Source organism: Pseudomonas chlororaphis subsp. piscium (assembly GCF_003850345.1).
Lineage (GTDB): Bacteria > Pseudomonadota > Gammaproteobacteria > Pseudomonadales > Pseudomonadaceae > Aquipseudomonas > Aquipseudomonas piscium.
Window position 1 is genome coordinate 3,211,020 of record NZ_CP027707.1, and the last position, 17,447, is coordinate 3,228,466.

The 17,447-nt window shown below is 61.3% G+C and carries 16 protein-coding genes and 1 pseudogene; 7 read left to right on the forward strand and 10 right to left on the reverse strand.

Annotation, left to right across the window (positions count from 1 at the left end; genetic code table 11):
• On the reverse strand, window positions 1-1,188 hold the full coding sequence (locus C4K38_RS14920; RefSeq protein WP_053279028.1) for an MFS transporter: 1,188 nt from the start codon (window positions 1,186-1,188) through the stop codon (window positions 1-3).
• A gap of 379 nt (window positions 1,189-1,567) precedes the next feature.
• Window positions 1,568-3,154, reverse strand: a complete 1,587-nt coding sequence (locus C4K38_RS14925) for an ABC-F family ATPase (protein ID WP_009043780.1) — start codon at window positions 3,152-3,154, stop codon at window positions 1,568-1,570.
• A 537-nt stretch (window positions 3,155-3,691) separates the two neighbouring features.
• Between C4K38_RS14925 and lpxO the strand changes: the two genes are divergently transcribed.
• The 3 genes from lpxO to C4K38_RS14945 all read left to right on the forward strand — a co-directional run bounded on the left by lpxO (window position 3,692) and on the right by C4K38_RS14945 (window position 6,493).
• On the forward strand, window positions 3,692-4,591 hold the full coding sequence (lpxO, locus tag C4K38_RS14935) for a lipid A hydroxylase LpxO (protein ID WP_053279029.1): 900 nt from the start codon (window positions 3,692-3,694) through the stop codon (window positions 4,589-4,591).
• Window positions 4,592-4,910: 319 nt separating this feature from the next.
• Window positions 4,911-5,276 carry a hypothetical protein gene (locus C4K38_RS14940; RefSeq protein WP_053279030.1) on the forward strand — a complete coding sequence of 122 codons (366 nt, stop codon included), beginning with the start codon at window positions 4,911-4,913 and terminating at the stop codon, window positions 5,274-5,276.
• Between the two features lie 65 nt (window positions 5,277-5,341).
• Window positions 5,342-6,493, forward strand: a complete 1,152-nt coding sequence (locus C4K38_RS14945; protein ID WP_053279031.1) for a PQQ-dependent sugar dehydrogenase — start codon at window positions 5,342-5,344, stop codon at window positions 6,491-6,493.
• A gap of 102 nt (window positions 6,494-6,595) precedes the next feature.
• Here the strand turns inward: C4K38_RS14945 and C4K38_RS14950 are convergent, their stop codons facing one another.
• Window positions 6,596-7,702 carry a GNAT family N-acetyltransferase/peptidase C39 family protein gene (locus C4K38_RS14950; RefSeq protein WP_053279032.1) on the reverse strand — a complete coding sequence of 369 codons (1,107 nt, stop codon included), beginning with the start codon at window positions 7,700-7,702 and terminating at the stop codon, window positions 6,596-6,598.
• A 92-nt stretch (window positions 7,703-7,794) separates the two neighbouring features.
• Here C4K38_RS14950 and C4K38_RS14955 point away from each other — a divergent pair, with 92 nt between their 5' ends.
• Both C4K38_RS14955 and C4K38_RS14960 read left to right on the forward strand, forming a co-directional pair.
• Window positions 7,795-9,381: a RimK family ATP-grasp domain-containing protein gene (locus C4K38_RS14955; RefSeq protein ID WP_053279033.1), complete on the forward strand. Its 1,587-nt coding sequence runs from the start codon at window positions 7,795-7,797 to the stop codon at window positions 9,379-9,381.
• A gap of 7 nt (window positions 9,382-9,388) precedes the next feature.
• The gene (locus tag C4K38_RS14960) at window positions 9,389-10,330 is read left to right on the forward strand and encodes a magnesium transporter CorA family protein (RefSeq protein WP_053279034.1); all 942 of its coding nucleotides are present in this window, start codon (window positions 9,389-9,391) and stop codon (window positions 10,328-10,330) included.
• Window positions 10,331-10,334: 4 nt separating this feature from the next.
• Here C4K38_RS14960 and map read toward each other — a convergent pair whose 3' ends face one another.
• The 3 genes from map to C4K38_RS14975 form a co-directional block, all read right to left on the reverse strand.
• Window positions 10,335-11,099, reverse strand: a complete 765-nt coding sequence (gene map, locus C4K38_RS14965) for a type I methionyl aminopeptidase (protein WP_053279035.1) — start codon at window positions 11,097-11,099, stop codon at window positions 10,335-10,337.
• The gene (locus tag C4K38_RS14970) at window positions 11,096-11,299 is read right to left on the reverse strand and encodes a ParD-like family protein (protein WP_009048910.1); all 204 of its coding nucleotides are present in this window, start codon (window positions 11,297-11,299) and stop codon (window positions 11,096-11,098) included. Before C4K38_RS14970 ends, map begins: the two co-directional genes overlap by 4 nt.
• 78 nt (window positions 11,300-11,377) lie before the next feature.
• On the reverse strand, window positions 11,378-11,713 hold the full coding sequence (locus C4K38_RS14975; protein ID WP_053279036.1) for a DUF2834 domain-containing protein: 336 nt from the start codon (window positions 11,711-11,713) through the stop codon (window positions 11,378-11,380).
• A 267-nt stretch (window positions 11,714-11,980) separates the two neighbouring features.
• Between C4K38_RS14975 and ilvA the strand changes: the two are divergent.
• Window positions 11,981-12,988 (forward strand): annotated as a pseudogene (ilvA, locus tag C4K38_RS14980) (threonine ammonia-lyase, biosynthetic); the annotation flags it as partial.
• Between the two features lie 185 nt (window positions 12,989-13,173).
• Here the strand turns inward: ilvA and eco are convergent.
• Window positions 13,174-13,656 (reverse strand): serine protease inhibitor ecotin, encoded by a 483-nt coding sequence (gene eco / locus C4K38_RS14985; protein ID WP_053279037.1) that lies wholly within the window; start codon window positions 13,654-13,656, stop codon window positions 13,174-13,176.
• A gap of 473 nt (window positions 13,657-14,129) precedes the next feature.
• Between eco and C4K38_RS14990 the strand changes: the two genes are divergently transcribed.
• Window positions 14,130-14,399 carry a DUF1652 domain-containing protein gene (locus tag C4K38_RS14990; protein ID WP_025809011.1) on the forward strand — a complete coding sequence of 90 codons (270 nt, stop codon included), beginning with the start codon at window positions 14,130-14,132 and terminating at the stop codon, window positions 14,397-14,399.
• Window positions 14,400-14,546: 147 nt separating this feature from the next.
• On the opposite strand, the gene C4K38_RS14995 is transcribed toward C4K38_RS14990, so the two are convergent.
• From C4K38_RS14995 to C4K38_RS15005, 3 genes are all read right to left on the reverse strand, one after another.
• The gene (locus tag C4K38_RS14995; RefSeq protein WP_053279038.1) at window positions 14,547-14,807 is read right to left on the reverse strand and encodes a DUF2790 domain-containing protein; all 261 of its coding nucleotides are present in this window, start codon (window positions 14,805-14,807) and stop codon (window positions 14,547-14,549) included.
• A gap of 280 nt (window positions 14,808-15,087) precedes the next feature.
• A complete protein-coding gene (locus C4K38_RS15000) occupies window positions 15,088-16,719 on the reverse strand; it encodes a T6SS phospholipase effector Tle1-like catalytic domain-containing protein (protein ID WP_231998544.1) in 1,632 nt (543 codons plus the stop codon).
• 197 nt (window positions 16,720-16,916) lie between these two features.
• Window positions 16,917-17,444: a DUF3304 domain-containing protein gene (locus C4K38_RS15005; RefSeq protein ID WP_081001502.1), complete on the reverse strand. Its 528-nt coding sequence runs from the start codon at window positions 17,442-17,444 to the stop codon at window positions 16,917-16,919.
• Between the last annotated feature and the right edge of the window lie 3 nt (window positions 17,445-17,447).

Genomic DNA, 17,447 nt, shown 5'->3' on the forward strand with positions numbered 1-17,447 from the left:
TCAGGCGAAGGCCCGGCGCTTGAGCAGCAGGGTTAGGCCCAGGGCGCAGAGGGACAGCAGCGCCGCGCAGAAGAAAATCCACGAATAGCCCAGGTTCAACGCCACCGCGCCCATCAGAGGGCCGGCAATCGCCAGCGCCAGGTCGAAAAACACCGCGTAGGCGCTCAGGCCGGCACCGCGGCTGGTGTTGGGCACCTGCTTGATCGCTTCCACCCCCAGCGCTGGGTACACCAGTGACAGGCCGAAGCCGGCGAGCCCGGCGCCGATCATGGCGAACGCCGTTGAGGGCGCCAGCCACAGCAGGATCAGGCCCAGGGTCTCGATGCTCATGCAGGCGATGGCCGCGCGATAGCCGCCAAAGCGGCTGATGCTGGAGATGAACAGCAGGCGCGAGAGAATGAAGCAGACGCCGAATACGGTCAGGCAATAGGCCGCGCCGGTCCAACCGCGGCTGAGGTAGAACAGGGTAATAAAGGTGGTCAGGGTGCCGTAGCCGATGGACGCCAGGCTCAGGCCGGCGCCGTAAGGGGCGATACGGCCGAACACCGCGCGAAATGACAGGCGCTCGCCACGGATCACCGGCACCGATGGTTTGTTGCGGATCAGCAGCAGGGCCAGGGCCGCCAGCAACGACAGGGCCAGCCCCAGGCTTTCGAAGCCGTAGTCGGCGACCATCACCACCCCCAGGGGCGCGCCGATGGCAATCGCGCCATAGGAGGCGATGCCGTTCCAGGAAATCGAGCGTGCGGTGTGTTCGGCGCCGACCTGGCCCATGCACCAGCTGATGGTGCCCACGCCGATCAGGCCCTGGGCCACCCCCAGCAACAGGCGTCCCAGCAGCAGGGTGCCCAGGCTCAGCAGCGGCAATGCCTGCAACAGGGTGGACGCCAGGGTCAGCAACCCGCTGAGAAGAATCCCCGCCAGGCCGTAGACGATCGCCCGCTTGGTACCGAGGTTGTCCGACAGGCGCCCGGCCATGGGCCGGCTGAGGAGGGTGGCCAGGTACTGCGAGCCGATGGTCAGCCCGGCCACCACCGCGCTGAAGCCCAGTTCGCCGTGGACATAACCGGGCAGCACCGCGATCGGCAGGCCGATGCAGAGAAACGCGATAAAGGTATAGAAGACGATGGAGACGATCTGCAGGGTGATCGCCATGGAGCTGGGCACGGGCTTTTGTTGCGCAGACATGAGGGCTCGTTCGCGGGCGGGCGGTTGGAGAACTGCATCATGGCGCGGGCTGGAAATAAAAGGAAGCAGGCTAACGATTTCTTTATGGCCTGCTATTTATAGGATTTGGGAGGACGTCATCGCGGGCAAGCCTCGCTCCTACAGGAGGGCGCATTCAATCTGTAGGAGCGAGGCTTGCCCGCGATGGGGCCGATACATTCAACATCGATGTGGCTTGCAGGACTGCTATCGCGAGCAAGCTCGCTCCTACAAAAAGCGGTTTGCGTCGCTGCAGGAGCAGTCGGTCAACGCCCGTTTGCTCGCGATGCCTTTAATAGCCGCACAAAAAAAGCCCCGTCACAGGGACGGGGCTTTCAGACCGGCAACCAACTGGCGTTCCTTAGAACACCACGCCCTGGCTGCGCAGGTAGTCGTCATAGGTGCCGCTGAAGTCGGTCACGCCGTTCGGGCTCAGCTCGATGATGCGAGTGGCCAGGGACGATACGAACTCACGGTCGTGGCTGACGAAGATCAGGGTGCCCGGGTAGTTTTCCAGCGCCAGGTTCAGCGCCTCGATGGATTCCATGTCCAGGTGGTTGGTCGGTTCGTCCATCACCAGGACGTTGGGCTTTTGCAGGATCAGCTTGCCGAACAGCATGCGGCCCTGTTCACCACCGGAGATGACTTTCACCGACTTGAGGATCTCGTCGTTGGAGAACAACATGCGGCCCAGGGTGCCGCGAATGATCTGCTCGCCTTGAGTCCATTGGCCCATCCAGTCGAACAGGCTGACGTCGTCTTCGAAGTCATGGGCGTGGTCCTGGGCGTAGTAGCCCAGCTCCGCGCTTTCGGTCCACTTCACCGAACCGGCGTCCGGGGTCAGCTCGCCCATCAGGGTGCGCAGCAGGGTGGTCTTGCCGATACCGTTCGGGCCGATGATCGCCACACGCTCGCCAGCTTCGACGGTGAAGCTGAAGTTCTTGAACAGGGTCTTGCCGTCGAAGCCCTTGGACATCTGCTCGATGGTCACGGCCTGGCGGTGCAGCTTCTTGGTCTGTTCGAAACGGATGAACGGGCTGACGCGGCTCGATGGCTTGACCTCGGCCAGCTGGATCTTGTCGATCTGCTTGGCGCGGGAGGTGGCCTGCTTGGCTTTCGAGGCGTTGGCGGAGAAGCGGCTGACGAAGGTCTGCAGCTCGGCGATCTGGGCTTTCTTCTTGGCGTTGTCCGACAGCAGCTGCTCGCGGGACTGGGTCGCCGCGGTCATGTACTCGTCGTAGTTGCCCGGGAACAGGCGCAGCTCGCCGTAGTCCAGGTCGGCCATGTGGGTGCAGACGCTGTTGAGGAAGTGACGGTCGTGGGAAATGATGATCATGGTGCTGTTACGCGCCGTCAGAATCGTTTCCAGCCAGCGGATGGTGTTGATGTCCAGGTGGTTGGTCGGTTCGTCGAGCAGCAGCACTTCCGGATCGGAGAACAGTGCCTGGGCCAGCAAGACCCGCAGTTTCCAGCCCGGAGCCACTTCGGTCATCGGGCCGAAATGCTGTTCCAGGGGAATGCCCAGGCCCAGCAGCAGTTCACCGGCGCGGGATTCGGCGGTGTAGCCGTCCATCTCGGCGAAGTCGGTTTCCAGCTCGGCCACGGCCATGCCGTCTTCTTCGCTCATTTCCGGCAGCGAGTAGATGCGATCGCGCTCGGCCTTGACCTTCCACAGCTCTTCGTGACCCATGATCACGGTGTCGATCACGGTGAATTCTTCGTAGGCGAACTGGTCCTGGCGCAGTTTACCCAGGCGCACGTTCGGCTCCAGCATGACCTGGCCGCCGGACGGCTCGAGGTCGCCGCCGAGGATCTTCATGAATGTCGACTTGCCGCAACCGTTGGCGCCGATCAGGCCATAGCGGTTGCCGCCGTTGAACTTGACCGAAACGTTCTCGAATAGCGGCTTGGCGCCGAACTGCATCGTGATGTTAGCTGTGGAGATCAATTACTTTACCTATCAAGGGGTTGCGAGCATCGTGTTGGCTCTTGGGCCATTCCTGGGGCATTTTGGAGCTTTTCCATTTCGCCCCAGTCATCGCCAGAGTCGAGCCAGCGAGCATAAGTAGACAGCAACATCTGGACGCTATGGCCAGGTTGCTGAGCAATAAAGGTGGGAGGTCATGTTGGAATTTGGCGCGCATTGTCGCATATGTGCGCCGGCAGTTGTATGACAGCGAACCAGGGATTTTTCATCCAGGCGGGTAAGTGTCCGTCGTTGTGAAAATCGCCGCTGCAGATTTGTCCCGGGCAATGCGACTTTTGTCGTGGCACAGCAGGCGGACACATTTTCACAAATCGGAGTTAACCTTTGGTTACAAACTGTGGCTAAAATGCCGACCAGTTGCCACATGCCATCATTGGCATGGGCTCAAGGACGTGCCTTCAGGACCTCTTATCGCTTTCGGACGCTGCACATGACCCCTCGGCCCAGGTGGCCCAAATGGGGGCGCAGTATGTTCTCTTCTGACATGTGACGATTTCCGTGAAACTCATCATTGCCGCTGTTTACGTTTTATCCATCGCGTATGTGCACCTGCGTGGTCGCGTGCGCCATAAACTGGGCCGCCAGCTGAGTGATCATTCGACCTTCCTGGCCCCCATCAACTGCTTCCTTTATCTGTTCTCGAAAATCCCCAACCGCCCGTTTCTCGATCCGGCCGACTTTCCCGACCTGAGCCCGCTGCAGGCCCACTGGGAAGAAATCCGCGCCGAAGGCCAGAGCCTGCTCAAGGCCGGGGAGATCAAGCGTTCGGAGCAGTACAACGACGTCGGCTTCAACTCGTTCTTCAAGACCGGCTGGAAGCGCTTCTACCTGAAGTGGTACGGCGACAGCCATCCTTCGGCGATGAAGCTGTGCCCGCGGACCACCGAGCTGGTGCAGAGCATCGGCTCGATCAAGGCGGCGATGTTCGCCGAACTGCCGCCGGGCTCGAAGCTGGTGCGCCATCGCGACCCTTATGCCGGTTCCTACCGTTACCACCTGGGCCTGGAAACGCCCAACAGCGCCGGTTGCTACATCAATGTCGACGGTGAGAAGTATCACTGGCGCGACGGCGAAGCGGTGATGTTCGACGAGACCTACATCCACTACGCGGAAAACACCACCGAACAGAACCGCATCATCCTGTTCTGCGACGTCGAGCGGCCGATGAAATACCGCTGGGCCGCCGCCTTCAACCGCTGGTTCAGCCGCACCGTGATGGCCGCCGCCGGCTCGCCCAACGATGCCGGCGACCGCACCGGAGGCCTGAACCGCGCCTTCACCAAGTTGTACAAGATCCGCCTGCGCGGCAAAGAGCTGAAAAAGCGCAACCGCAAGCTTTATTACCTGGAAAAGTGGGCGATCTTCGCCACGCTGTTGCTGCTGTTCATCCTGATCTGAGTCCGCTGAGCGACGATACCTTGTCGCGGGCAAGCCTTGCTCCTACCGGTCAAGCGTAGGCGCGAGGCTTGCCCGCGATAAGTCCTTCAAGGCCTGTCCGCGCCTACCGCCTCCCAATCCATCTATGCCGTGATCCACTGCCGCCTGGCCTGGCCTGGCCTAAATGCCTGAGCGGCAGCTTTCGGGATCTGTATCGCCTCCCTCGGGCGAGCCGATAACTCGTGTTACATGTCTGACGGATTATTTAATTAACAAGGCCGAACCTGCGACGTAGCCTGGACTCGAATGCGATAACTCGTCGCCATCCAGGAGGGTCGCCATGAACAACCTGCTTCGCGGTCTTGCCGTGTTCGCCCTGATGAGCGGGGCCAGCCTCGCGGCGTTCGCCGCACCCCAGGCGCACGCGGACAGCAACCCGGCGCCCGTCCTGCTGCTGACACAGAACCTGCCCGGCAGCAGCAACAACAATCCCTACAACAGCCCTATACGCCGGGCCAACCCCAACAGCATGCAGGGCACCCAGCCCAGTGCACCGGCTGTCCGTGGGGTTAATCCGGTACCGGTGCAACGCCCTCCGACCCTGGAGAATGGCGGCATCGGCAACGGTTACCCGCGCACCATCACCCAGCCGCGGATCATCGATCCGACACCCGTGACCCCACCCCGTAACCAGCAGCAGCGATAAACGCTGACCGCCCGAGGCCGATGCCGGCCCCGGGCGGACCTTTTTATCGACAGAAGGAATCGTGCATGTTGCGTAAAACCCTCTTGGCGACAGTCTGCGCCAGCCTTGTCCTGAGCAGCGCGCTACCCGCGGTGGCCGCCACCCGTCAACAGTTGCAGAGCGAGCAGGGCCCGCTGAGCGTGACCCCGGTGGTCGAGGGCCTGGACCACCCCTGGGCCCTGGCGTTCCTGCCGGACCGCCAGGGCATCCTGGTGACCGAACGTCCCGGCAACCTGCGGCTGGTCGGCGCCGATGGCAAGCTCTCGGCGCCCCTGGGCGGCGTGCCACAGGTCTGGGCCAAGGGCCAGGGCGGGTTGCTGGATGTGGTGTTGTCGCCGGACTTCAAGCAGGACCGCCTGGTCTATCTGTCCTATGCCGAAGGTGGTGGCGAGGGCGGCACGGCGGGGACGGCGGTAGGGCGCGGGCGGCTGTCCGAGGACCTGAAGACACTCAAGGACTTCCAGGTGATTTTCCGCCAGGCGCCCAAGCTCTCCACCGGTAACCATTTCGGTTCGCGCCTGGTGTTCGACCGCGACGGCTACCTGTTCATCACCCTGGGGGAAAACAACGACCGTCCGACCGCCCAGGACCTGGACAAGCTGCAAGGCAAGATCGTGCGCCTGTATCCGGACGGCCGGATCCCGGAGGACAACCCCTTTGTCGGTCAGCCGGGCGTGCGTCCGGAAATCTGGTCCTACGGCCACCGCAATCCCCAGGGCGCGGCGCTCAACCCCTGGAGCGGCACCCTATGGGAGAACGAGCATGGGCCCAAGGGCGGCGACGAAATCAACCTGATCGAGCGTGGCAAGAACTATGGCTGGCCCCTGGCGACCCATGGCATCAACTATTCCGGCGCACCGATTCCCGAAGCCCAGGGCAAGACCGCTCCGGGCACCGTAGGGCCGCGGCATGTCTGGGAGAAATCCCCCGGCATCAGCGGCATGGCCTTCTATGACAGCGATCGCTTCAAGGCCTGGCAACATAACCTGTTTATCGGCGCCCTGGCTTCCCAGGAAGTGATCCGCCTGCAATTCGACGGCGACAAGGTGGGCCACGAGGAGCGCCTGCTGGGTGAGCTCAAAGAGCGCATCCGCGACGTGCGCCAGGGGCCGGACGGCTATCTGTATGTGCTGACCGACGAGGACAAGGGCAAGCTGTACAAGGTCGGCCTGGAGTAATCACCTGTAGGAGCGAAGCTTGCTCGCGATAGCCGCGAAGCGGCGATTCATCCTGTCAACACGCGTTATCGTCGAGGATTTTTTCGCGAGCAAGCTTCGCTCCTACAGAGGCACTGTGGCTGGGTAGAGGACCACCGCCGCCTGCAGCTTGCCGCTGCCGAAACGGCACATCTTGGCGAACTCGCCGTGGCTCACTGGCAGGTGCTGGCAATCCATCGGCTGGCGGTGCTGGCTGTGGTCGACATCGGGATCGTGCAGGTAGACGAACTCCTCGTCGCAGTCGGTGACCATCACCCAATGCGGGGCCTTGGAGCGGGTCAGGCGGTAGCTGCTGATCAGCACCAGAGGCTGGCCGCCGTCGGCCAGCAGCCTTGGCAGGTCCAGCGGGCCGCCCAGCACCTGCAAGACATCGCTGCTATCCAGCTCTGCGCAGAACTCCTCGTGCACCAGGCGCATGACGTCTTTTTTATGCTCGTCGCGCACCCCGCCAAGAAACAGCGGCCCCCGGGTATTGACCTGCAGCCTGACCCCGAAGCCCCGGCGCCACGCGGCCAACGCCAGCCCCTGGGGGCTGCAGCCGCCATGGCCGGAGGTCATGAACACGGTGGTCGCCTCGCGCCACAGCTGCAGTTCTTCGCGCCGCTCCAGGGCCCGTCCGGGTTGCAGCGCGCCCATGGCCATCAGCAGGCAGGCCGGGCCGCAGGTGAAGTCGGTGGTCTGCTGGTAATAGGGCACGCTGATACTGCGGGTTTCCCGATGCTGCAGGATGCGCTTTTCCAGGCGCAGGGCATCGGTGTGGTCCTCGTAGTAGTCGTGCAGCACGGCGAAGCGCCGGTAGCCGCTGCGCTCGTACAGGGCGATGGCCGTCGGGTTGTCGGTGCGCACCTCCAGCCGCAGGTAGGCGCAGTCATGCTCCCGCGCGCAGGCCTCGATCCGCTCCAGCAGGCGCTTGCCCAGGCCCAGCCCGCGGGCCTCGACCGCCGTGGCTATGGAGTACAGACGGGCCAGGGACGTACCGCGATGGAACAACACCAGGGCGTACCCCAGCAACTGGTCCGCCTGCTCGGCGACGATCAGGCGCGCATGGGCGCGGCTGATCATCCACTGGAAGCTGCGCGCGGTGAGGCGATCGGTGGTGAAACACTGCTGTTCCAGTCGCACTAACGCGGGCAAATCCTCAGGTGTGGCAATGCGAAAGACAAGATCCATATAACCGCCGTAAAAGTTGCGTAACGAAACGAGACTTTCAGAAAAGTTCGTGCTTAATAGAAAAGGTCTTGTTCTTAAACGGATCAAACATTATGTCAGCGGTACAAGGTCATTGGCGTGGAGTATCCGAGCAAAGTCTGCCGGCGACAATAACTCCGGTTAATTATTTTTCAGCGGTGAGTGAAACTTCCAGTCAGTTGGTGATTATTGTCGAGCGCAAGGAAGATTGGGCTTCCTACTTCCCCAGCGAAGACATCCTCAGCGCCCAGGAGTACTTGGAACAGACGCGTGAAACCCAGCCCGGCAAGCGGGTCCAGGTGATCAACCTGTGCCGCAGCTACAAGTACCTGGGCCACGGTTACTACTGTTCGCTGCTGGCCGAGGCGCGGGGGCACAAGGTGATTCCCTCGGTGCGCACCATCAGCGAACTGACCCGAAAATCGCTCTACGGGCTGGCCCTGGACAACCTGGATAAAACCCTGGAAAAGGCCCTGAGCAATCATCTTTACAGCGATACCGAAGGTTTTACCCTGACCCTCTACTTCGGCAAGACCCATATCGAACCCTTGCAGGAGTTGGCGCGCCAGTTGTTCGAAGTTTTTCCCTGTCCGATATTGCTGGTGGACTTCAAACGAACTAACGGCTGGCATATCGAAGGCGTGAAGGCTGGTGCCTTACATAAGTTGCGCGAAGACCAGGAAGATCAATTCGCCCACTCCCTGGACAGTTTCAGCCGCAAGATCTGGCGCGTGCCACGTTCGAAAAGACTGGCTCGCTATGACCTGGCGATCCTGCATGACCCCCAGGAAGCCTTGCCGCCTTCCAACGCCCAGGCGCTGGAGCATTTTGTCCGGGTCGGCAAGGGCCTGGGCATCGACGTCGAGCTGATCGAGAAGAAGGATTACCCGCGGATCGCCGAGTACGACGGCTTGCTGATCCGCGAGACCACCAGCGTCGACAACCATACCTACCGCTTCGCCAAGAAGGCCGAAAGCGAAGGCCTGGTGGTGATGGACGACCCCACCTCGATCCTGCGCTGCACCAACAAGGTCTACCTGACCGATCTGCTGAAAAGCCACCAGCTGGGCATGCCCGCCACCGAGATTCTCTACAAGGAGCGACCGGAAGATTTCGAGCGGGTCGGCGAGCGCCTGGGCTTCCCTTTGGTGCTGAAGATTCCCGACGGCTGTTTCTCCCGCGGGGTGATCAAGGTCGAGAGCCAGCAGGCGCTGCTGGAGGCCACCGCCGAACTGTTCGAGCATTCGGTGTTGCTGCTGGCCCAGGAGTTCTTCTACACCGAGTACGACTGGCGCATCGGCGTGCTCAACCGCAAGCCGATCTTCGCCTGCCAGTACTTCATGTCCAAGGGCCATTGGCAGATCTACAACCACAAGGCCAAGGGCCAGGACATCAACGGTGAGTGCCGCACCCTGGCGATCCACGAGGCGCCGCGGGCGGTAGTGGAACTGGCGGTGAAGACCGCCAACCTGATCGGCGACGGCCTGTACGGCGTCGACCTGAAACAGTCCGGCGACAAGGTGGTGGTGATCGAAGTCAACGACAACCCCAACCTGGACGCCGGCATCGAAGATGCCTACCTGCGCGACGATCTGTATTCCCTGGTGCTCGAGGAGTTCGTCCGCCGCCTGGAGCTCAAGCGCCGCGGACAGGCCTGGTGACCGGCCGATGATCAAGAGCTATCAGCTGAGCCAGGGCCGCCTGCTGGCGGTGGAACGCCTGGACGCCGAGGTGATGCTGTTCAGCAATCCCGACCTCGCCGAGCGCGACCTGCTGCACACCGGCTTCAAGCTCGACGAACACGCCCTGGCCTCGGCCCTGGACCCGGACGAGGTGTCGCGCATCGAGTTCCACCCGGACAACCTGTTCCTGATCTGGAAGCGCCCGGAGAACTACTCCGGCGGCGGCAGCCTGTCGTTCGAGGTGTCGTCCTGCGGACTGCTGTTTTCCCCGCAACGGCTGCTGGTGATTGCCCATGACGACAGCCAGCTCAGCGGCCTGGGCGCGCGCCAGGCCTTGAATAGCCCCCTGGATGTGCTGCTGGACCTGCTGTCCAACAACATCCATCACTACCTGGGGCACCTCAAGGTGATCAAGATGGTCGCCCGGGAGTTGCAGCAGCAGTTCAACGACTCGATGGAAAACCGCCACCTGATCCAGATGTTCAACCTCAGCGAAAGCCTGATCTATTACATCAACGCCATTCACAGCAACGGCGCGGTGCTGACCCGCCTGCGCAACCATGCCGAGAAGGCGCATTTCAGCGCCGAGGCCATCGGCCTGATCGACGACCTGATCATCGAGAACAACCAGTGCTACAAGCAGGCGGAGATCTATTCGACGGTGTTTTCCGGGCTGATCGATGCGCGCGGCAACCTGATGAACAACAACATGAACAGCCTGCTGCGCAAACTGACGTTGATCAACGTGGTGTTCCTGCCCCTGAACCTGATCGCCAGCATCGGCGGCATGTCGGAATTCAGCATGATGACCGCCGGCACCCCCTGGTGGATTGCCTACCCCTTGTTTCTCGTGGCGATGCTGCTGGGGGCAGGGGGGATGGTGCTGGGTCTCAGGCGCCTGGCCGGGGGCAGTGGCAAGTGCGCCTGAGGTTTCAGGCCGGTTGCAGGGTCAGCACCTCATAGCCGTCGCGGGTCACCGCCACCGTGTGTTCCCACTGCGCCGACAGGCCGTTGTCACGGGTGACCACAGTCCAGCCGTCTTTCAGGCCGCGCACCCGGGCGCTGCCCTGGTTGATCATCGGCTCTATGGTGAACACCATGCCTTCGCGCAGCTCCAGGCCGGTACCGGGGCGACCGAAATGCAGGATCTGCGGTTCTTCGTGCATCTGCCGGCCGATGCCATGGCCGCAATATTCGCGCACCACGCTGTAGCCCCGGGTTTCCGCATGCTTCTGGATGGCATGGCCGATATCGCCAAGGCGCGCGCCGGGGCGGACCACCTTGATGCCTTGCCACATCGCCTCGAAGGTGGTGCTCACCAGATGCTGGGCCTTGGGGCTGACGTTGCCGACCAGGTACATCTTGCTGGAGTCGGCGATAAAACCGTTCTTTTCCAGGGTGATGTCGATGTTGATGATGTCGCCGTCCTTGAGAATGGCCTGCTCATGGGGCATGCCATGGCACACCACCTCGTTGATCGAGGTGTTGATCGAGTAGGGGTAGTTGTACTGGCCCTTGCTGGCCGGGCGGGCGCCCAGGTCGTGGCGGATAAAGCGCTCCACCGCGGTGTCCAGTTCCATGGTCGAAAGGCCGGGCGCGACCAGGTCGTCGAGAAAGGTGAACACCGTCGCCAGCAGGCGCCCGGACTCACGCATCAGGGCCAGTTGTTGCGGGGTCTTGATCAGGGCCTGGGTCATTCGCTGCGCCCCCGGATCAGATCGCTCTTGTTCAGCAGCAGTTTGTTGATCAGGTCGTTGTAGGCCAGGTGCGGATTGAGCTCGGCCAAGAGGCCGATCTTGATCCAGAACTCGGCCTGGGCGTTGATGGAGCGATCCATGGCGTCGCTGGCGACGCGGATCTGTTCATGCAGCTGATCTGAAATCTTGACGATGCCCACGGGATTCATGCTCCTGAAAATATACGAAGCATATACGTTTCATATATTCGTGGGCAAATGGGGATCTCTCGACCGGGTTCAAGCCTGCTGGCGGGCAGGGCTGGCGGACCTGCGGTCACGAAGGCCACGAACCACCAGATACAACAGCGGGCCAATGGAGACGAACACCGCCGTCAGCAGCAGGTAAGGCAGCACCGACAATGCGGACTGGCCACGGGAGCGGGCGTCCCGGTACATCCAGATGCCGGCCAGGGTCGCCAGCAGGTACAGGTCGATCACCACCTGCGCGGTGTCGGGGCGGGACATCAGGCCGAGGCCAAACTCGAGCAGCGATTGTTCCGCCTGCAGCATCACCGCGAAGGTGTAGCCGGCAAAGGCGATCAGGGCAATCAACGGCAATCCGACAGACTTCATGTTTCCTTCCTTGGTTGCTGAATGAGGGCTGATAAGCGAGCCGCGAGAGTAGCGCAGCCAGCGGCCGCTTCAAAGAATTGGCCATTGACTTGCCAGCAGCGCGCCGGTTAATTTCCTCGCCATGACTTTTTCCGCATTGCGTTCCCAGCCAAGCATTATTACCGCCATTCCTGATTGGCGGGTTTGCTGACGACTGCACCCAACCCGCCCTAGAGGCGGGTTTTTTCTTTCTGTCTCCGGGGCCTTCAACACAGCCAGGAGAGCCGTATGAACCATCCCGCCGAGCCAGACACGCAACTGGACCTGCTTGAGCACTACGTGAAGAAGATTCTCGCGGCGCCGGTCTACGACCTGGCGGTGCGTACGCCGTTGCAGCCGGCGCCGGCCTTGTCGGCGGCGCTGGGTAACCAGGTGCTGCTCAAGCGCGAGGACCTGCAACCGACCTTTTCCTTCAAGATCCGCGGCGCCTACAACAAGCTGGTGCAACTCAGTGACGAGCAAAAGCGCCGCGGGGTAATCACCGCGTCCGCCGGCAATCACGCCCAGGGCGTGGCGCTGGCGGCGCGGGAACTGGGGATCAAGGCGACCATCGTCATGCCCTCTACCACGCCGCAGCTGAAAGTGCAGGGCGTCAGCAGCCGTGGCGCCGAGGCGGTGCTGCATGGCGAGAGTTTTCCCTTTGCCCTGGCCCATGCCCTGCAACTGGCAGAGGGCAGCGGCCAGACCTTCGTCTCGCCCTTCGACGACCCGGACGTGATCGCTGGGCAGGGCACGGTGGGCATGGAGATCCTGCGTCAGCACCCCGGGCGCCTGGACGCGATCTTCGTCCCGGTGGGCGGTGGTGGATTGATCGCCGGCATCGCCGCCTATGTGAAATACCTGCGGCCTGAGGTGCGCATCGTCGGCGTCGAGTCCGAGCACTCCAACTGCCTGCAGCAGGCGTTGCAGGCCGGGGAAAGGGTACTGCTGCCCAGTGTCGGCACCTTCGCCGACGGGGTCGCCGTGGCACAGGTCGGCGCCCATTGTTTCGAGCTGTGTCGCTTGCTGGTCGACGAGGTGCTCACGGTCAGCAACGACGAACTCTGCTGCGCGATGAAGGACATCTACGACGACACCCGTTCCATCACCGAGCCCTCGGGAGCACTGGCGGTGGCTGGAATCAAGCAGTACGTGGCCCGCAGCGGCGTACAGGGCGAAACCCTGGTGGCCATCGATTCCGGGGCCAATATCAACTTCGATCGCCTGGGGCAGGTGGCCGAGCGCGCGGCCTTGGGCGTTGGTGCGTTGGCGTGAGGCTAACGGGTGTCATGTAGCCGCTGGCGAAGCCTGCGCACGAGCGCGAAGTGCTCGCCAGCCGAACCCCCGATGCACCGCGTTGCCTGGCCTGGCGGCTACTGCGTAGCCGATCGCAGCCTGTGGCAGCGGCTACATCACCTGCGATGCAGCCGCCGCGGTCTGGATTATTCCGCGCGGGCCTTCTCGACCTTGTCCGAGGCGGACCACAGGCGGTAGCGCACTTCGATGTCCTTGGGGGCGTAGATCACGATCGGCAGCTTGCTGTTATAGCGCAGCACGAAGCCTTCGCCGACCACCGGCACGAACGCCTGCTTGCTGGTGCCTTCGGGGCAGGCCATCAGGGTGCTCATCGGGCCGCTGACCTTGTCCAGGCGATAGTAGGGGTAGCCCCAGCCTTCAAGGTTCTTCTCTTCCAGGGTGCCGCCCAGGCGCTGACGGTTGCAGTCGACGGTCAGGGTCTTGCCGGCCAGCACCTCGACCTTGAAGTCTTCTTCCTTGGCCTGCTTGGGCAGATGGATCACCTGACGCACAAAACCGTCTTCGGCCTTGGGGTAAGGCGCCACGTCTTCGAGCTTGGCCGCATGGCTCAGGGTGGAAATACCGCTCAACAGCACAGCGATGGCGGTGGACACAGGAAAAAAGCGCATAAGGCCTCCTTGCAGGTTGATCGACGGCTCTCTCCATGGAGGGAGCCGCTTGTTTGAAACGCCGGGCAGTTTGACCGGGTAACGCCCGGTCATGCAAACCGTGGTCGGCTTTGCCGGGGTAACTGATATGAGGTTTTACTTCAATATGTATTGATAAATTAATGATTTATAACGAATTAAGTTGTTGGTAAGGGCGGCATGCTGATGTTCCATCCCCTATCGGCGAGAGGCCGGCATCCTGCTCGCAGGAAGGACCTCCAGCGGACGAAAATCCCAGGCCCGAGGGTGAAAAAAAGCCTCACTGCTCAGAGCAAAATAGAATTTAGTGGAAGCGCCAATACGGCCTAGTCTAATAAATGGCTTTCTCTTCCAGGGAGGTTTAGTCATGCCGTACGCCGTATTTCGGGGGTGGAATCCCGAGACGATATTCTTGCCATCATTGAATGGCCACTGCACCAACGGAGAGATCTGCCATGTTCTTATCTGCCTTGGAACTGCGCAATATCATTGAATGCAGCTTCCTGCCCAAACGCTGCGAGTGCACCCTGAGCCCCGACCTGCACATGACCGTGAAAGTCTATGGCGACCATGAAACCGACCGCGTGGACCTGGTGGTCACCGGTATCGATGCGGCGAGCCTCAACGGCTGCCGGGAGATCAACGACCTGATCGCCGAACTGCGCTACGACCTGGCCAATCATCCGGGCAGCCAGCCCATCACCCTGAAATCCAGGATTCATTGATCGGCGGCTTTGCCAATGCCTGCGTTGCCTGCCTGGCCTGGATAGATCCCGGGCCAGGCGCAAGCTCGACCCTCACCGCGAATAAAATCCCTGCCTGACTATCGCCGAGCTGCCTGCAACCTGGCGCGGGGTAGAGCAGGGCAGTCCTCAGTTCTGATAACTGCAGGCGTCCGACAGCTTGCGGTAGCTGATGGCTTCCAGCCTGCCCGCCTTGTCGATAAAGGTCATGTCCGCGGTGATCACCTTGCACTCCGGCGTCGCGGGCTCGGTCATCGACACCACCTTGGCCACCTTCAGCGGCATGCCATAGTGATAAGGCACCGGCTGCACCTGGGCCGTGTCCGCCTGAGCCACACCCACGACCCCGGCAAACGCCAGGGCCCCGACCAGCAAAATACGCATGTTCATGAGCGTTCTCCGATAAGCCCGACAAAACCTCTATCGAGCGCGCCGCGGAGGGCGACAGGGGATTCTGCGCTGCGCGGTCCTGTACAGTTTTGGGCGGCGGGATTAATCGGAGATTAAGTAGGGGGCTAATGATTTGTGCGGGAGGGAGACTGCCCGACGAAATGTGCTTTGCGCAGAAACGCGTATTTGGGGTTAGCGGGGGCTTGAAGGCAGGGGACAGAAGCCCCTGCCTTGCAGGTCGTCAACGCCTTGCCCGACTCCGGGCAGGCATTGAATGCACTTATTTCTTGTCTTTCTCCTTTTCTTCCTCTTCTTCTTTCTCCAGCAGATCGATCCCGCGGATATCGAAGTAGCATTGTCCGCTCACCGACTTGGCTGAGCGTTGCGCCAGGGACTGCACCAACTGGTCATGAATGAAGTGGCCGAACAACAGGCTCACTTCCTCCGGCAATGGCGACAGTTGTTCCTTGAACCATTCCTCCTCCAACAGCACCTGCCACACCAGCATCTGCTGCGGTGTGCCGGCGGCCCTGTAGCCATCCCGCGTCCGCCCGCTGCGCATGCTGCGGGCTTCACTGTCGACATCTTCCAGCCAGCCCAGCTCTGCCCTGAGCGCCTCGCGTTCGGTTTGCAGTTCCTGGGTGCGCTTGAGGCGGGCCTGCCTCTTTTCCGGGGTTTCCACCGGGCGGCTGAACATTCCGGCGCTATTTCCCGCGGCATACTGGCTGGCGTTCAGGCGATCTTCCTCTTCGCCGATCTCCCGCAGGCGCTGCACATAAGGGCGCGAGATCGATGCCAGCCAGCGGATATACAGGCGCATATGGCCGAGGAAGGGCGCTTTATCACCCAGGTTGAGGTTTTTCAGCTGGGCAATGCTGGCCTTGGCGGCCGACTGATACTTCTTGACCAGCCCAAGGGCCGTCTTGCCGTTGATATGGTCGTTGAAGGTGAACAGTCCGGCTGTTTTCATATCGATGTCTGGCAGGTCTTCGATATGTGGGAAGGGCACTCCCGCCTGGAATGCGGCGCGGTACATACGGTGCAGGCTGACCAGGGCCAGCTCGGCACTGGGTTTCTGCTCGCCGGGCAGCAGGCTGCCACCGATATCCTCGCTGACCCCGGGCATCAGTTCTTCGCGCCACTTGGCGTTGCCTTTGCCGAGCAGGCTGGCTCGCCGGTAAAAGCGTCGCTCGTGGGCGGCGACCAGATGCAGCGCCTGCCTGACCTGCTTGGGCAGGACATTGGCGTCCCCCAGCACGTTACTGGTGGGCACGGGTATATAGTCGTCGATCAGCGGTATATCGCTACGGCTGCGATCCACCGCGTCGAACAGGCCGGCGAACAGCACTACCACCTGTGCGCCCTGATACTCCACTTTCTCGCCATCGATCAGGCAGCGGTCCAGCAGGCGATACAGAAAGCCTCGGGCCAGGGTGGCGCCGTAGTCGAAGCCGTATACGGACAGTTCGATACGCTTCAGCGGCGGGCCGCTCAAGGCCTTGACCTTGCTCACTTCGTCGTTCAGGTAGTCGATGGCGCCATCGATGCGAATATTGGCTCCAGTCTTGGCTATCTCAGCCATGATGGGGTTGTCGCGCAGGGGCGGAATGACTTCAGACGCCGCGTCGACCACTACGCTCTTCAGTATTTTAAGGCCCTTAAGGGGGGCGCTGACCAGGTCCTTCAGGTCGCGTTTCCAGCGATCCCACCAGTTACGACCTTTCAGTACATCCTTGAGGATCTTTTTCCCTTCGTCCTTTGCCACATCCTTGGGCACATCGGCTGCCTTGCTGCCTGCGGTATCCACGCCGGCATTGGCGGTAACTGTCAGGTCTGCGATGTACTCCGCGCCCATGCCTGAGATATAGGCCTTGCGATAAGCAAAGTTGGGGTCGGGTTCCTTATTTGGCATATCGATAGGGTGGGCCAGGAACATTTTGCCCACGTTACTAACCCGGCCTGATTGCAGGTCTTTCAACAAATGACGCCCAAAACCGTCGAAAAAAAATCCGATCCGCAAGGTTCGTTCACAGGTAGTGACATGAGAGTTATTGAACGGGCCGGCACATCGGGCACTGGCAGCAGCCGCCAGATCAGAGTTTTTGGTGCTCATTGGGATGTGGTTTCCTGATCCTTGGTATTAGGCATCGGAGGGGCTTCTTTGAGGTTTTCATAAGGCGTGTCCAGATTGGGGCTCCAAGCCACACGGACTTGGTCCCCGGGAAAGAAGTGCACATGTAGATACCGGTCGCCGCGTTGGCGAGGAGGATTGGGGAGTTTGACCGAAAGGGTTTCCTCCCGAGCCCCCTGCTCATATTGGGTACGGGTCATACTTTTGATCCAGTCCACCTTCAGAACCTTGCCCTCAATGCGCCAACAGCAGGTCATACCTCCGTTCCCTCCCCAGTTGTCATTGACGAAATAGCTGAAGATGGGGCGATCCGTATGGTTGTGGCCATAGAGCATGGCTCCTGGCGTGCGGCTGTACTGCCAAATGAAATAGGCAGCGATCAGCCCCCCAACAACCAACACGTTGATCAAGGTCTTCTGTAGTCCAGACAAGGACTTCCAGCGATTTCTGAGCGATTGAATCGATGTCACAACAAACTCCTTGTCGGTCCGAACCTGTTTCTGCATACG

Bases quoted from the DNA above. Each gene is read 5' to 3' on its own strand.
- C4K38_RS14920 (WP_053279028.1), bottom strand. From the start codon at position 1,188: ATGTCTGCGCAACAAAAGCCCGTGCCCAGCTCCATGGCGATCACCCTG.
- C4K38_RS14940 (WP_053279030.1), top strand. From the start codon at position 4,911: ATGAACAACCTGCTTCGCGGTCTTGCCGTGTTCGCCCTGATGAGCGGG.
- C4K38_RS14945 (WP_053279031.1), top strand. From the start codon at position 5,342: ATGTTGCGTAAAACCCTCTTGGCGACAGTCTGCGCCAGCCTTGTCCTG.
- C4K38_RS14950 (WP_053279032.1), bottom strand. From the start codon at position 7,702: ATGGATCTTGTCTTTCGCATTGCCACACCTGAGGATTTGCCCGCGTTA.
- C4K38_RS14955 (WP_053279033.1), top strand. From the start codon at position 7,795: ATGTCAGCGGTACAAGGTCATTGGCGTGGAGTATCCGAGCAAAGTCTG.
- C4K38_RS14960 (WP_053279034.1), top strand. From the start codon at position 9,389: ATGATCAAGAGCTATCAGCTGAGCCAGGGCCGCCTGCTGGCGGTGGAA.
- map (WP_053279035.1), bottom strand. From the start codon at position 11,099: ATGACCCAGGCCCTGATCAAGACCCCGCAACAACTGGCCCTGATGCGT.
- C4K38_RS14975 (WP_053279036.1), bottom strand. From the start codon at position 11,713: ATGAAGTCTGTCGGATTGCCGTTGATTGCCCTGATCGCCTTTGCCGGC.
- eco (WP_053279037.1), bottom strand. From the start codon at position 13,656: ATGCGCTTTTTTCCTGTGTCCACCGCCATCGCTGTGCTGTTGAGCGGT.
- C4K38_RS14990 (WP_025809011.1), top strand. From the start codon at position 14,130: ATGTTCTTATCTGCCTTGGAACTGCGCAATATCATTGAATGCAGCTTC.
- C4K38_RS14995 (WP_053279038.1), bottom strand. From the start codon at position 14,807: ATGAACATGCGTATTTTGCTGGTCGGGGCCCTGGCGTTTGCCGGGGTC.
- C4K38_RS15000 (WP_231998544.1), bottom strand. From the start codon at position 16,719: ATGCCAAATAAGGAACCCGACCCCAACTTTGCTTATCGCAAGGCCTAT.
- C4K38_RS15005 (WP_081001502.1), bottom strand. From the start codon at position 17,444: ATGCAGAAACAGGTTCGGACCGACAAGGAGTTTGTTGTGACATCGATT.